This window comes from Pseudomonas japonica (genome assembly GCF_900188455.1).
In the GTDB taxonomy this organism is placed as follows: Bacteria; Pseudomonadota; Gammaproteobacteria; order Pseudomonadales; family Pseudomonadaceae; genus Aquipseudomonas; species Aquipseudomonas japonica.
Window position 1 is genome coordinate 1 of record NZ_FZOL01000019.1, and the last position, 14,894, is coordinate 14,894.

Below are 14,894 nucleotides of genomic sequence, written 5' to 3' on the forward strand. Positions count from 1 at the left end.
CCCCAATGAAGAAACAACACCGCCCGTGACGAATATGTAGCGCGTCATGAAAAACCCTAGAAGTCTGCGTTAAAGCGGTCTGCGCCGCCGGGGAAAGCGAAGGAAGGCCGAAGCCCCCGATCACCTGCGTCAATCACAGTGCATCCGAAAATACTGCCGCGTCTGTACAGACCGGGGGTTGAAAACCCGGTACGGAGCTCGCTACACATTTTGAGAATCGCCCAGCAAAAAACTGCTTGGTAATCGGCAACTGCCGTGGCTCGAATGGAGCTCACAGAAGCTGTATCAAGAAGGGAGCGTAGTCTACCCGAAGATGCCCATCACCTCAAACCTTGCTCACTCGTCGGTACACTCCACACGAGTTGCAAATCGCCATCAGTGAGCTCCGGCAGATTGGCCACCGCCACCAGGCACGTACCCGCGAACAGCAGCGGCAGGCGCGCGCGAACGAAGGCCGGCACCTGCGCCTCGTTGAGCAGGCGCTTGAGATCACGGCGACCGCGGCCAGGAATTTCGAGGGTCTCGCCGCCCTCGCGGTAGGCGATGCGCAGGGCTTCCCGCGGCAGCTCGCCCCGCAGGCTGACACAGCCATTGCGGAACAACTCGAGGGGCGTCCCCGGCTCGCTCCAGGCCACCGGACCACCAACCGGTGCCAGCCAGTCAGCACTCAGCCAGTAGATTCGCTGGCCTGCGCGATGCAGTTCGCCATCGGTCAGGCGCCAGACCGGCGAGGCGTCGCCACGGGCGTCACGCAGGTCATTCCATCCGGCCCAGTGGCGGGTGTCGGGCAAGCGGGTGTGGCGTGCCAGCCAGTATTGCAAGACGTTACGTTGGCGGGCCGGAGACAGTCGGACCAGACTGGGCAGGTCGAGTGATGGCAGCGTCAGCCAGGACAAGCCACCCGGTGCCTGGGCCGACGCCAGATCGTCCCGAGCCAGTTCCTCCAGCAAGGCACCGGCCTCCGCCAGGTGCGCAGCCGTGCGTGCCAGCCCGCGACTCGCCTGTGGCCAGCGCGCAATCATCGCCGGCAGCACCTGGTGGCGCACGTAGTTGCGGTCGAACTGCGTCTGCGCGTTCGACGGGTCATCGACCCATTGCAGGCCATGCTCATGGGCATAGGCCAGCAGCTCATCGCGAGAAATATCCAGCAGCGGCCGCACCAGCCTGCCCTGCCCCAGCGAACGCTGATCCGGCATCGCCGCCAGCCCACGCACACCCGCGCCACGCAACAGGCGCAGCAACAGGGTTTCTGCCTGATCGTCGCGATGCTGGCCGGTCAGAAGGATCTCGCCTGCCTGCAAGACTTCGGCGAATGCCTCGTAGCGAGCCGTCCGCGCAGACTGCTCCAGGCTGGCACCCTGCTCCACCCGGACGTGTCGCACCAGCAGGTCGACACCCAGTGAATCGCACAGACGCCTGCAGTGCTCGGGCCAGGCATCTGCAACGGATTGCAAACCGTGATGGATATGTACGGCGCGCAGCGCGGGACGGTCTTTCAGGGAAGCGAGCAGATGCAGCAACACACAGGAATCCAGCCCGCCCGATAGCGCAACGCACCAGCCCGGCGCGTCACGCCAGGGGGCCAGGTTATCCTGCAGTCGGGAAGCGAGATCAGTCATGCTCAACAATCTTCGAGATCAAAACAATTGGGGCCGCTTTGCGGCCCTTCGCGACGGTTCGGCGCGAAGGGCTGCAAAGCAGCCCCAAATAGCTGACAAGATAGCGTCAGGTCAGAGACCGTAGCTCATCAGGCGATCGTAACGGCGCTTGAGCAGCGCGTCGTTGTCGAACTTCTTCAGCATGTCCAGTTGCTGGATCAGTTCCTCCCGAACCGATGCCGACATGGCGGCCGGATCGCGGTGGGCGCCGCCCAGCGGCTCCGAGATGACCTTGTCGACGATACCCAGACCCTTCAGGCGTTCGGCGGTGATGCCCATGGCCTCGGCGGCATCGGCGGCCTTCTCGGCGGTCTTCCACAGGATCGAGGCGCAACCTTCCGGCGAGATCACCGAATAGGTGGAGTACTGCAGCATGTTCAACTGGTCGCAGACACCGATCGCCAGGGCGCCGCCGGAACCACCCTCGCCGATGACGGTGGCGATGATCGGCGTCTTCAGGCGCGCCATGACGCGCAGGTTCCAGGCGATCGCTTCGCTCTGGTTGCGCTCTTCGGCGTCGATGCCCGGGTAGGCGCCTGGGGTGTCGATGAAGGTCAGGATCGGCATCTTGAAGCGTTCGGCCATTTCCATCAGACGGCAGGCCTTGCGGTAGCCTTCCGGACGCGGCATGCCGAAGTTGCGGCGGACCTTCTCGCGCACTTCACGGCCTTTCTGGTGACCGATGACCATCACCGGACGGTCCGCCAGGCGGGCGATACCGCCGACGATCGCGGCGTCGTCGGCGAAGTGACGATCGCCGTGCAGTTCGTCGAACTCGGTGAAGATGTGCTCGATGTAGTCCAGGGTGTAAGGCCGGCGCGGGTGGCGCGCCAGGCGAGCGATCTGCCAGCTGGTCAGGTTGCCGAAGATGCTCTTGGTCAGCTCGCTGCTCTTGTCTTGCAGCCGGCCGATTTCATCGCCGATGTTCAGCGAGTTGTCATTGCCCACCAGGCGCAGCTCTTCGATCTTGGCTTGCAGGTCAGCAATCGGCTGTTCGAAATCCAGAAAGTTCGGGTTCATAGGCATCCGTCTTGGGTCGACGGCCAGGCGGCCGGCCGGTTGATCCGTTTGGCGCCCTACCTTAAGGGATCAGGCGCATTCAGGTCGAGATTAAAAATTCATCGATAGTGCAAAAAGACGTTCTCTCGGCCGAACTGGTCACGCAGGGCCTGAATCAGGCCATCGGCCGGGTCGATCCGCCAGTCTTCGCCGAACTGCAACTGGGCGCGGGCATCGCTGCCGGTGTATTCCATGCTCACCGGACAGGCACCGCGATGGCGCTTGAGCAGGTCGCCGAGCCAGGCCAGACGGTCGCCCTTGAGGGCATCGACATGGATCTTCAGACGCAGGCTGTCGGCCAGGTTGGTGCGCGCGTCCTCCATGCTCATCACCCGCTTGACCCGCAGGCGCAGGCCGCCGGAGAAGTCGTCGTTGCTCACCTCACCCTCGATCACCACCATGGCGTCGGTCTGCAGCAGTGACTGCGCGGCCATGAAGGCATCGGCGAACAGCGAGGCCTCGATACGCCCGGAACGGTCGTCGAGGGTGACGAAGCCCATCTTGTCGCCCTTCTTGTTCTTCATCACCCGCAACGCAATGATCATGCCGGCCACGGTCTGGGTGTCGCGCGCCGGTTTCAGATCGACGATGCGCTGGCGGGCGAAGCGGCGGATCTCGCCTTCGTATTCATCGATCGGGTGACCGGTGAGGTACAGGCCAAGGGTGTCCTTCTCGCCACGCAGGCGCTCCTTGAGCGTCAGTTCGCGCGCGTTGCGGTGATTGGCATAGACGTCGGCATCGGCGTCGTCGAACAGCCCGCCGAACAGGTCCGAGTGACCGCTGTCGTGGGTCCGCGCGGTCTGCTCCGCGGACTTGATCGCCTCTTCCATGGCCGACAGCAGTACCGCGCGGTTCTGGTCGACATTGGCCTGATAGGCCTTGATCTCGTCATGGAAGAACGGCCCGAGACGATCCAGCGCGCCGCTGCGCACCAGGGCGTCGAGGGTACGCTTGTTGATGCGCTTGAGGTCGACGCGCGCGCAGAAATCGAACAGGTCCTTGAACGGACCGCCTTCGGCCCGCGCCTCCATGATCGCTTCCACCGGGCCTTCGCCGACCCCCTTGATCGCGCCGAGACCATAGACGATACGGCCATCGTCGTTGACGGTGAACTTGAAGTCGGAGAAGTTCACGTCCGGCGCGTCGAGGCGCAGCTTCATGCTGCGCACTTCCTCGATCAGGATAACCACCTTGTCGGTGTTGTGCATATCCGCCGACAGCACCGCGGCCATGAACGCCGCCGGGTGGTGGGTCTTCAGCCAGGCGGTCTGGTAGGAAACCAGGCCGTAGGCCGCGGAGTGGGATTTGTTGAAGCCGTAACCGGCGAACTTTTCCACGAGGTCGAAGATGTTGCCCGCGAGGTCGCCATCGATGCCGTTGTTGGCACAACCTTCGATGAAGCCGCCACGCTGCTTGGCCATTTCCTCGGGCTTTTTCTTGCCCATCGCCCGGCGCAGCATGTCCGCGCCGCCGAGGGTATAGCCGGCCATGACCTGGGCGATCTGCATCACCTGTTCCTGGTACAGGATGATGCCGTAGGTCGGTGCCAGAACCGGCTGAAGGCCGTCGTACTGGTAATCCGGGTGCGGGTAGGCCAGTTCGGCGCGACCGTGCTTGCGGTTGATGAAGTCGTCGACCATGCCCGATTGCAGCGGGCCGGGACGGAACAGCGCCACCAGTGCGATGAGGTCTTCCAGGCAGTCAGGCTTGAGCTTCTTGATCAGTTCCTTCATGCCGCGGGATTCGAGCTGGAACACCGCGGTGGTCTCGGCCCGCTGCAGCAGCTCGTAGGTACGCCTGTCGTCGAGCGGGATGAAGTCGATGTTGACGTCCGGCAGGTCCTGCTTGGCCTGCTCGCGGTTGATGATCTCCATCGCCCATTTGATGATGGTCAGGGTACGCAGGCCGAGGAAGTCGAACTTCACCAGGCCCGCCGCCTCGACGTCATCCTTGTCGAACTGGGTCACCAGGCCACCGCCCTCTTCGTCACAGGCGATCGGCGAGAAGTCGGTCAGTTTGGTCGGCGCGATCACCACGCCGCCGGCGTGCTTGCCGGTACCGCGGGTAACCCCTTCCAGCTTGAGGGCCATGTCCCAGATTTCCTTGGCGTCCTCGTCGGTCTTGAGGAAATCCCGGAGCATTTCTTCCTGTTCGTAGGCCTTTTCCAGGGTCATGCCGACTTCGAACGGAATCATCTTCGACAGACGATCCGCAAGACCGTAGGACTTGCCCTGCACCCGCGCCACATCGCGCACCACCGCCTTCGCCGCCATGGTGCCGAAGGTGATGATCTGGCTCACCGCGTTGCGCCCGTAGGCCTCGGCCACGTAGTCGATCACCCGGTCGCGGCCGTCCATGCAGAAGTCGACGTCGAAGTCGGGCATGGAAATCCGTTCAGGGTTGAGGAAACGTTCGAACAGCAGGTCATAGGCCAGCGGGTCGAGGTCGGTGATCTTCAGTACGTAGGCCACCAGCGAGCCTGCACCCGAGCCCCGGCCCGGGCCGACCGGCACGTCGTTGTTCTTGGCCCACTTGATGAAGTCCATAACGATGAGGAAGTAACCGGGGAAACCCATCTGGATAATGATGTCCAGCTCGAACTTCAGCCGGTCCAGATAGGTCTGCCGCTTCTCTTCGTAATCCGGCGTGGTCTCCTTCGGCCAGAGCACCGCCAGACGCTCTTCCAGGCCTTCATGGGAAACGTGACGCAGGTAATCGTCGATACCCATGCCGTTGGGCGTAGGGAAGTCCGGCAGGAAGTATTTGCCCAACTGCACCGTGATGTTGCAGCGCTTGGCGATCTCGACGGTGTTTTCCAGTGCCTCGGGCAGGTCGCTGAACAGCTCGGCCATTTCTTCCGGGCTTTTCAGATACTGCTGGTCGCTGTAGTTGCGCGAGCGCCGTGGGTCGTCCAGAGCCCGGCCTTCACCGATACACACGCGGGTTTCGTGGGCGTCGAAGTCCGACTGCTTGATGAAACGCACATCGTTGGTGGCCACCAGCGGCGCACCAAGGCGGTCGGCCAGGGCCACGGCGGCATGCAGGTATTCCTCGTCGCCAGCGCGGTTGGTGCGCTGTACTTCGACATAGAAGCGATCCGGGAACATACCCATCCAGTCGCGCAGCAGGGCCTCGGCTTCGGCTTCGTTGCCTGACAGCAGGGCCATGCCGATGTCGCCTTCCTTGGCCGCGGACAGGGCGATCAGGCCCTCGGCGGCTTCGGCGATCCATTCGCGCTGGATGATCACCAGGCCATTGCGCTGGCCCTCGACCCAGCCACGGGAAATCAGTTCGGTGAGGTTGCGGTAGCCCGTGGCGTCCATCGCCAGGAAGCAGATGCGCGCCAGGGCGGCATCCGGATCATCGCTCGCCAGCCACAGGTCGGCGCCGCAGATCGGCTTGATCCCGGCGCCCATGGCGGTCTTGTAGAACTTGACCAGCGAACACATGTTGCTCTGGTCGGTCACCGCCACCGCCGGCATGTTCATCCCGGTCAGGGCCTTGGCGAGCGGCTTGATCCGCACCAGTCCGTCGACCAGCGAGAATTCGGTATGCAGGCGAAGATGAACGAAGGAAGCCGACATGATGATCCTATAGCAACGCAAAACGACAAGGCCCGGATTGTACCGGGCCCCGATCAAAACAACAGCCGGCGCATGGCGATCCGGACTGAAGGTGGAAACCTGGTATCAGACCAGGGTCGGTTGACCGCCCGCCAGCGCCTCGTAGGCTGCGCGAACCGGGGCGAAAGAACGCCGGTGAATCGGCGTCGGCCCCAGGCGGGCCAATGCTTCCAGATGCACGGCGGTCGGGTAGCCCTTGTGCCCGCCGATGCCATAACCCGGGTAGATCAGCTCGAAGGCCGACATCTCCCGGTCCCGGGTGACCTTGGCCAGGATCGAAGCCGCGGCGATCGCCGGAACCTGGCTATCACCCTTGACCACCGGCGACGCCGGCATCTTGAGCTTCGGACAGCGATTGCCGTCGATCAGCGCCAGTTTCGGGGTGATGTGCAAGCCCTCGACGGCACGCTGCATCGCCAGCATGGTGGCGTGCAGGATGTTCAGCTCGTCGATTTCCTCGACTTCCGCGCGGGCGATATGAAAACTCAGGGCCTTTTCGCAGATCTCGTCGAAGAGCTTTTCGCGGCGCGCCTCGGTCAGTTTCTTCGAATCGTTCAGACCGAGGATCGGTCGTGCCGGATCGAGAATGACCGCGGCGGTGACCACGGCGCCACAAAGCGGGCCACGGCCGACTTCATCGACGCCGGCGACCAGCTCTTCGACCAGGTTGAAGTCCAGTCCCATTTGCATTTATCGATCTTCCAGCAAGGCCAGCACGGCGTCGGCAGCCTGATTCGAGGCATCACGGCGCAAGGTGCGGTGAATCCGATCGAAGCCTTCGGTCTGCTGCGCGCCATCCCGCACCAGCGGCGCCAGGGTCTGTGCCAGGGCCTCGCGGGTGGCGGCCTCCTGCAGCAGCTCCGGCACCAGCAGGCGTTGGGCCAGCAGATTGGGCAGCGAAACGTAGGGGCTCTTCACCAGACGTTTGAGAATCCAGTAGCTCAGCGGGGCCAGGCGATAGGCCACGACCATCGGCCGCTTGAACAGCAAGGCTTCCAGGGTCGCGGTACCCGAAGCGATCAATACAGCGTCGCAAGCCGCCAGCGCCTGATGGGACTGGCCGTCGAGCAGGGTCAGCGGCAAATCCCGGCCGACCAGCATCTGCTCCAGCTGCGCGCGGCGCGTGGCGTTCGCACAGGGCGACACGAAGCGCACACCGGGAATGAGTTCACGCAGGCGCTGCGCGGTGTCGAGAAACAGTTCACCAAGGCGACCGACTTCCCCACCACGGCTACCCGGCATCAGCGCCACCAGCGGCCCGTCGGGCAAGCCAAGGGTCTGCCGCGCGGCGTCGCGATCGGCTTCAAGGGGAATCGTGTCGGCCAACGGGTGACCGACGAAACGCACCGGTACGCCCTGCTCTTCGTAGAACTTCGCTTCGAAGGGGAACAGGGTGAGCATCAGGTCGCAGCCTTCGCGAATCTTCAGCACGCGCTTCTGCCGCCAGGCCCAGACCGACGGGCTGACATAGTGCACGGTCTTGATCCCGGCCTGACGCAGCTTCAGCTCGATATTGAGGGTGAAATCCGGCGCATCGATGCCGATGAAGACATCCGGCTGTTCTTCGATGAGGGTCTGGATCAGCAGCTTGCGTCGCTTGAGCAGCTCGGGCAAACGCCCCAGCACCTCGACCAGGCCCATGACCGCCAGGCGCTCCATGGGGAAGTAGCTGCTCAGCCCTTCGGCCTCCATCAGAGGACCGCCGACACCGATGAAACGAATGTCCGGATGCCTGGCCTTGAGCGCACGCATCAGGCCCGAACCGAGAATGTCGCCGCTGGCCTCACCGGCCACCAGCGCTACGCAGAGTGCCGCCATGTCAGCGCGTGATGCCGCGGGCGGAATTCTGGATCGAGCGACGGAACAGCTCGACTTCAGGGAACTGCTTGGCCGACTCTTCCAGCTCGACGATTGCCTGCTCGACGGTCAGACCCTGGCGGTAGACGATCTTGTAGGCGCGTCGCAGCGCATGGATGGCATCCTCGCTGAAACCGCGACGGCGCATGCCCTCGAAGTTCATGCTGCGCGCTTCGGCGGGGTTGCCGAAGACGGTGACGAACGCCGGGACGTCCTTGCCGATGGCGGTACCCATGCCGGAAAAGCTGTGGGCGCCGATATGGCAGAACTGGTGCACCAGGGTGAAGCCGGAGAGGATCGCCCAGTCATCGACGTGCACATGCCCCGCCAACGCGGTGTTATTGACCAGGATGCAGTGGTTGCCGATGACGCTGTCGTGACCGATATGGGCGTAGGCCATGATCAGGTTGTGATCGCCGATGGTGGTTTCCGAGCGGTCCTGGATGGTCCCGCGGTGGATGGTCACACCTTCGCGGATGACGTTGTTGTCACCGATCACCAGGCGAGTGGGCTCGCCCTTGTACTTGAGGTCCGGCGTGTCTTCGCCGACCGAGGAAAACTGATAGATGCGGTTGTTCCGGCCGATGCGGGTCGGCCCCTTGAGCACCACATGCGGACCGATGACGGTCCCCTCCCCGATCTCGACGTTCGGGCCGACGATCGACCAAGGACCGACCTCGACACCCTTGGCCAGCCTGGCCGAGGGATCGATGATTGCCCGAGGGTCAATCAAACTCATAGTTTACGTTCCGCGCAGATGATCTCGGCGGAGCAGACAGGCTTGCCATCGACCGTTGCCTGGCAGTCGAACTTCCAGATCTGGCGTTTGCAACTGATGAACTTGGCTTCCAGGATCAGTTGGTCGCCCGGCAGCACCGGCTGGCGGAAGCGCAGCTTGTCGGAGCCGACGAAGTAATACAGCGTGCCATCCGTCGGCTTGGCATCGAGCATCTTGAAACCGAGGATGCCGGCTGCCTGGGCCATGGCCTCGATGATCAGCACGCCGGGCATGATCGGATGCGCCGGGAAGTGACCATTGAAGAACGGCTCGTTGATGCTGACATTCTTGTAGGCACGAATGCGCTGAGCCTCGACGTCCAGTTCCACCACGCGGTCCACGAGCAGGAACGGGTAACGGTGAGGCAGGTATTCGCGAATCTCGTTGATGTCCATCATTTCTGGGGGAAGCCTGTAGTAAAGATAGGGAGCATGCGCCTGGCGCCATGCACCTTTTGCAAATCAAGAACGCCAACCGGCAATCACGCCGCGCCCTGATCAGGAAAGGGTATCAGCATCAGATGATGGCTGGCCGCCTGAGGTCACGGTTTCGACACGCTTTTCCAGTTGTTGAAGACGCTTGGCCAGTTCATCCAGCTGGCGAATCCTCGCCGCGCTCTTGCGCCAGTCGCCCAAGGTCTGCATTGCCGTGCCGGAAGAATAACCGCCAGGCTCGGTGATGGAGCGGGTGACCATGGTCATGCCGGAAACGAAAACGTTATCGCAGACATCGATGTGACCGACCATGCCGACACCGCCGGCGATGGTGCAATGCTTGCCGATTCTGGTGCTTCCCGAGATGCCGACACAGGCCGCCATCGCCGTGTGGTCGCCCACCTGCACGTTGTGGGCGATCTGGATCTGGTTGTCGAGCTTGACGCCATCGCCGATGCGGGTGTCGGCCAGTGCGCCACGGTCGATGGCGGTATTCACACCGATCTCGACATCGTCGCCAATGCTGACACCGCCGATCTGGGCAATCTTCTGCCAGACACCCTTGTCGTTGGCAAAACCGAAACCTTCGCCACCCAGCACGGCGCCGGACTGTATCACCACACGCTTGCCGATGCGCACGTCGTGGTACAGGGTTACCCGGGGAGCCAGCCAGCCACCCTCGCCGATCACGCTCCGCGCGCCGATGAAGCAATGCGCGCCGACCGTGACATTGGCACCGATCACCGCACCGCTCTCGATGACCGCGAACGCGCCGACACTGGCGCTGGCATCCACCTGGGCGTCCACCGCCACCACGGCGCTGGGATGAATTCCCGCCACAGCCTTTGGTTTGGGGTCGAACAGGTGGGAGATGCGGGCATACGCCAGGTAAGGATCAGGCACGATCAGCGCATTGCCGGTAAAGCCCTCGGCATCGCTGGTGCGCAGCAGTACCGCACTGGCGCGGGTATCGGCCAGATATTTGCGGTACTGGGTATTGGCCAGGAAGCTCAACTGGCCGGAGCCAGCTTCCTGCAGGGTCGCGAGACCAGTGATTTCGAGCTCTTCGGGGCCTTGCAGCGTGGCCCCGAGGAACTCAGCCAACTGGCCGAGTTTCATGGTCGCCGTCATATCAACGGGACTGGTTCATGCGCTCGATGACCTGGCGGGTGATGTCGTACTGAGGTTTGACATCGATGACCGCGCCACGCTCGAGAACCAGGTCGAAACCGCCTTTCTTGATGACTTCCTCGACGGCGCCATCCAGCTTCGGCTTCAGTTGCTTGAGCATGTCACGGTCCGCCACGGCCTTGGCTTCGTTCAGTTCCTTGGACTGGAACTGGAAGTCGCGGGCTTTCTGCTTGAATTCAAGCTCCAGGCGCTCGCGCTCGCCTTGCGGCATCTTGTCACCGCCCTTGACCAGGCGATCCTGGATGCCCTTGGCGCTGCTTTCCAGGTTTTTCAGTTTGGTCAGTTGCGGACCGAACTTCTTCTCGGCATCGACCGCGTAAGCCTTGGCCGCGTCGGATTCCAGCAGCGCCATCTGATAGTTCAGAACGGCAATTTTCATTTCGGCAAACGCCGGGGTCGCGACCAGGGCCGCGGCCAGTACCGCCAGTTGAGTCAACTTACGCACGATGCACTCCTACAGAATCCGTTGTCGTTTACGTGGACCAGACCCTTAGAAGGTCTGACCCAGAGAGAATTGGAACACCTGGGTGTCGGCGTCGTCCGGTTTCTTCACCGGCATCGCCAGACTGAAGCTCAACGGACCCAACGCGGTAATCCAGGTCACGCCCAGGCCGACGGAACTGGCCAGGCCGGAAAGACCGAATTTCTCGCAATCGGGCTTGGAGCCGCAATTGGTGTCGTAGACATTACCCACATCCCAGAATACCGAGGTGCGCAGGGAACGCTGGTCTTTGACGAACGGCAGCGGGAACAGCAACTCCACACCACCCTGCACGAGGACGTTACCACCGAACGGCAGCGGATCCTGATCCGGGTCGGTCGCGGTGCCGCGCTGGGCGTTGGCCTGACTTGGCGTGCTGCGCGGGCCAAGGCTGCTGTCCTTGAAGCCGCGAACCGAGTTGAAACCACCAGCATAGTAGTTTTCATAGAACGGCAGGCCCGAGGTGGAGCCGTAACCGTCACCAAAGCCCAGCTCGGTGTGCAGACGCAGGGTGTAGTCGTTGGTGATCGGCTTGAACATCTGGCCACGGTAGTCGAGCTTGAAGAACGACAGGTCGCTGCCCGGGGTAGTCGCTTCCAGGGTCAGGCTTTGCGAGTGACCGCGGGTTGCCAGCACGCCCTTGTTCAGGGTCGACTCGGACCAGCCGGCCGATGCCTTGAAGTTCAGGAAGCTGTCGTCGCCTTCCTTCTCGAGGAAGTCGAAGATCTCGTCGACGGTGTAGCGACCGGTCTTGATCTTGTCCTGCTGCACGCTCAGGCCGAAGGTCAGGCGGGAAGTCTCGCTGATCGGGTAGCCGACGTTGACCCCGGCACCCAGGCTGTCCACCGCATAGCTGGCAACATCGACGTCGAGGTCGTCGTAGTCGGTGGTGCGGTAGAACGCGTTGTAACCCAGGCTGACGCCGTCGGCGGTCCAGTAGGGGTCAACGAAGCCGAAGTTGTATCGGCTCTGGTATTCGGAACGGGTCAGACCGATGGAGACCTTGTTACCGGTACCGAGGAAGTTGTTCTGGCTGATCGAGCCACCGAGGATCAGACCGGCGCTCTGGGCGAAGCCGACGCTGGCGGTGATCGAGCCGGAAGCCTGCTCTTCCACGGTGTAGTTGACGTCGACCTGGTCGTCGGTGCCCGGAACGGCCGGGGTCTCGACGTTGGCTTCCTTGAAGAAACCCAGACGCTCCAGACGGGTCTTGGACTGATCGATCAGGTAGGTCGAGGCCCAGCCACCTTCCATCTGACGCATCTCGCGGCGCAGCACTTCGTCCTCGGACTTGGTGTTGCCACGGAAGTTGATACGGTTGACGTAGGCGCGCTTGCCCGGATCGACGACAAAAGTGATGTCGACGGTATGGTCTTCGTCGTGCGGCTGTGGCACGCCGTTGACGTTGGCGAAGGTATAGCCTTCGTTACCCAGGCGACGGGTTATCAGCTCGGAAGTGGTGGTCATCACCTTGCGCGAGAAGACCTGGCCTGGCTGGGCCAGCAGCAGTGCCTTGACCTGCTCTTCCGGCACTTTGAGGTCACCGGACAGTTTCACGTCGCGAACGGTGTACTTCTCGCCTTCGTTGATGTTGACGGTGATGTAGACGTGTTTCTTGTCCGGGGTGATCGACACCTGGGTGGACGCGATGTCCATGTTGATGTAGCCGCGGTCCAGGTAGTAGGAACGCAGGCGCTCGAGGTCACCGGAGAGTTTTTCGCGGGCGTACTTGTCGTCGTTCTTGAAGAAGGACAGCCAGTTGGTGGTCTTCAGTTCGAACAGGCTGGACAGGTCTTCGTCGGAGAACACGGTGTTGCCCACGACGTTGATGTGCTGGATCGCGGCGACCGTGCCTTCGTTGATCTTGATCTTCAGGCCGACGCGGTTGCGCGGCTGAGGTACCACTTCGGCGTCCACCTCGGCCGAATAGCGGCCCTGGGCGACGTACTGGCGTTGCAGTTCGTTACGCACGCCCTCAAGGGTCGCGCGCTGGAAGATTTCGCCTTCGGCGAGGCCGGATTGCTTCAGGCCCTTCATCAGGTCTTCGGTGCTGATCGCCTTGTTGCCTTCGATCTCGATGCTGGAGACCGACGGACGCTCGACGACATTGATGATCAGGACATTGCCGTCGCGGCTCAGCTGGATGTCCTGGAAGAACCCGGTCTTGAACAGGGAACGGGTCGACTCCACCAGACGACCGTCGTCGGCCTGGTCGCCGACGTTCAATGGCAAGGCGCCGAAAACGCTGCCCGCGGAAACCCGCTGCAGACCGTTGACTCGAATATCGGAGATGGTGAAGGACTCGGCGTGAACTTCAGCGATCATCAGTGCGGCGAGAGCCGCAGTTAGCAGCAGACGTTTCATGAAGTCCTTTCTTATTCCAACTGGCAATAAACGACCTTCCGCAAGGACGCGGCAGGTTCGCAATTGAACGAAGCGTTACAGTCGACCCAAATCGTTGATCAGGGCGAGCAACATCACCCCGACTACCAAACTGATACCGATCTGGATCCCCCAACCTTGCACCTGATCGGATAGCGGACGGCCACGCACCCACTCGATCAGATAAAACAGCAAATGCCCCCCATCCAGAACGGGGATGGGCAGCAAGTTAAGAACCCCAAGGCTAATGCTCAGATAGGCAAGGAAATTCAGGAAATCCCCGAGGCCGGACTGGGCTGAAGCGCCCGCCACTTTAGCAATGGTTATCGGTCCGCTCAAGTTTTTTACCGAGAGCTCGCCGAAGAGCATTTTCTTCAGCGAATCGAGGGTCAGGACGCTCATGTTCCAGGTGCGGGAAAGGCCCTCGCCCACCGCTTCGAGCGGTCCGTAGCTGACTTCGCGGAGCATCTGCGCCGGCCATTCCGGCTGCGCCACGCCGGCACCGAGGTAGCCGGCGGCGGCCTTGCCTTCGCCACGGCTGGCGAGGGTGACCGGCAGGTCGATGCGCGCACCGTCGCGTTCGACGACCAGCACCACGCGACTGCCGGCACGACTGCGCACGCTGTCCACGACCTGCTGCCAGTCGGTCAGCGCCTGGCCATCGAGGCTGATCAGGCGATCGCCGGTCTTCAGGCCAGCGGCCTGCGCCGGTCCTTTTGGATCCAGCTCGGCCAGCACCGGCGCCAGCGCCGGGCGCCACGGGCGAATACCCAGGGAACTGATCGGGTCCGGCTCGTCGGCGCCCTTGAGCCAGCTGTCGAGGGCCACGGTGCGAATACTCTCGGCAGCGGTGCCTTCTTCTCGAACGCCTACCTGCAGCGCACCGCTTTCACCCAGGCGCCGCACCAGTTGCAGGTTGACCGCGGACCAGCCGTTGGTCGCCTCGCCATCAATGGAAACGATTTCCTGCCCCGCGCTCAGCCCGGCGACGGCAGCCAGGCTGCCCGGCTCGACATTGCCGATGACCGGCCGTACCTGCTGGCTGCCCAGCATGGCGAGAATCCAGAAGAACAGGATGGCGAGAAGAAAGTTGGCAATCGGCCCGGCCGCGGTGATGGCTATGCGCTGACGAACCGTCTTGCGATTGAACGATTGCTCAGCCAACGCCGGCGGGACATCGGCCTCGCGCTCATCGAGCATCTTGACGTAGCCACCCAGGGGAATGGCGGCGATGACGAATTCCGTGCCCTGGCGGTCATGCCAGCGAAACAGTGGCATGCCGAAGCCCACGGAAAAACGCAACACCTTGACGCCGCAACGCCGGGCCACCCAGAAGTGCCCGAATTCGTGAAAGGTAACCAGAACACCCAGGGCGACCAGGGTGCCGATAATCATGTAGAGCGCGCTCATGTCTTTCTCCGAATAACGTTC

Annotated in this window: 11 protein-coding genes; all 11 read right to left on the minus strand. The window is 62.5% G+C overall.

Annotated features, from left to right (window positions below; genetic code table 11):
- Positions 1 to 320: 320 nt before the first annotated feature.
- Positions 321 to 1,619, minus strand: coding sequence for a tRNA lysidine(34) synthetase TilS (gene tilS, locus CHB99_RS20835; protein WP_042121909.1), 1,299 nt, complete (start codon positions 1,617 to 1,619; stop codon positions 321 to 323).
- Positions 1,620 to 1,730: 111 nt separating this feature from the next.
- On the minus strand, positions 1,731 to 2,678 hold the full coding sequence (locus CHB99_RS20840; RefSeq protein ID WP_042121910.1) for an acetyl-CoA carboxylase carboxyltransferase subunit alpha: 948 nt from the start codon (positions 2,676 to 2,678) through the stop codon (positions 1,731 to 1,733).
- A 98-nt stretch (positions 2,679 to 2,776) separates the two neighbouring features.
- Positions 2,777 to 6,301: a DNA polymerase III subunit alpha gene (gene dnaE / locus CHB99_RS20845; protein ID WP_042121911.1), complete on the minus strand. Its 3,525-nt coding sequence runs from the start codon at positions 6,299 to 6,301 to the stop codon at positions 2,777 to 2,779.
- 105 nt (positions 6,302 to 6,406) lie between these two features.
- The gene (gene rnhB / locus CHB99_RS20850) at positions 6,407 to 7,030 is read right to left on the minus strand and encodes a ribonuclease HII (protein WP_042121913.1); all 624 of its coding nucleotides are present in this window, start codon (positions 7,028 to 7,030) and stop codon (positions 6,407 to 6,409) included.
- The gene (lpxB, locus tag CHB99_RS20855) at positions 7,031 to 8,158 is read right to left on the minus strand and encodes a lipid-A-disaccharide synthase (protein ID WP_042121914.1); all 1,128 of its coding nucleotides are present in this window, start codon (positions 8,156 to 8,158) and stop codon (positions 7,031 to 7,033) included.
- 1 nt (position 8,159) lies between these two features.
- The gene (gene lpxA, locus CHB99_RS20860) at positions 8,160 to 8,936 is read right to left on the minus strand and encodes an acyl-ACP--UDP-N-acetylglucosamine O-acyltransferase (RefSeq protein WP_042121915.1); all 777 of its coding nucleotides are present in this window, start codon (positions 8,934 to 8,936) and stop codon (positions 8,160 to 8,162) included.
- Positions 8,933 to 9,373 carry a 3-hydroxyacyl-ACP dehydratase FabZ gene (gene fabZ / locus CHB99_RS20865; RefSeq protein WP_042121916.1) on the minus strand — a complete coding sequence of 147 codons (441 nt, stop codon included), beginning with the start codon at positions 9,371 to 9,373 and terminating at the stop codon, positions 8,933 to 8,935. The genes lpxA and fabZ overlap by 4 nt, the downstream gene beginning before the upstream one ends.
- A gap of 99 nt (positions 9,374 to 9,472) precedes the next feature.
- The gene (lpxD, locus tag CHB99_RS20870) at positions 9,473 to 10,540 is read right to left on the minus strand and encodes a UDP-3-O-(3-hydroxymyristoyl)glucosamine N-acyltransferase (RefSeq protein WP_042121917.1); all 1,068 of its coding nucleotides are present in this window, start codon (positions 10,538 to 10,540) and stop codon (positions 9,473 to 9,475) included.
- Between the two features lies 1 nt (position 10,541).
- Positions 10,542 to 11,045 carry an OmpH/Skp family outer membrane protein gene (locus tag CHB99_RS20875; RefSeq protein ID WP_042121919.1) on the minus strand — a complete coding sequence of 168 codons (504 nt, stop codon included), beginning with the start codon at positions 11,043 to 11,045 and terminating at the stop codon, positions 10,542 to 10,544.
- Positions 11,046 to 11,090: 45 nt separating this feature from the next.
- On the minus strand, positions 11,091 to 13,445 hold the full coding sequence (gene bamA / locus CHB99_RS20880; protein WP_042121920.1) for an outer membrane protein assembly factor BamA: 2,355 nt from the start codon (positions 13,443 to 13,445) through the stop codon (positions 11,091 to 11,093).
- Between the two features lie 75 nt (positions 13,446 to 13,520).
- A complete protein-coding gene (rseP, locus tag CHB99_RS20885) occupies positions 13,521 to 14,873 on the minus strand; it encodes a sigma E protease regulator RseP (protein WP_042121921.1) in 1,353 nt (450 codons plus the stop codon).
- Between the last annotated feature and the right edge of the window lie 21 nt (positions 14,874 to 14,894).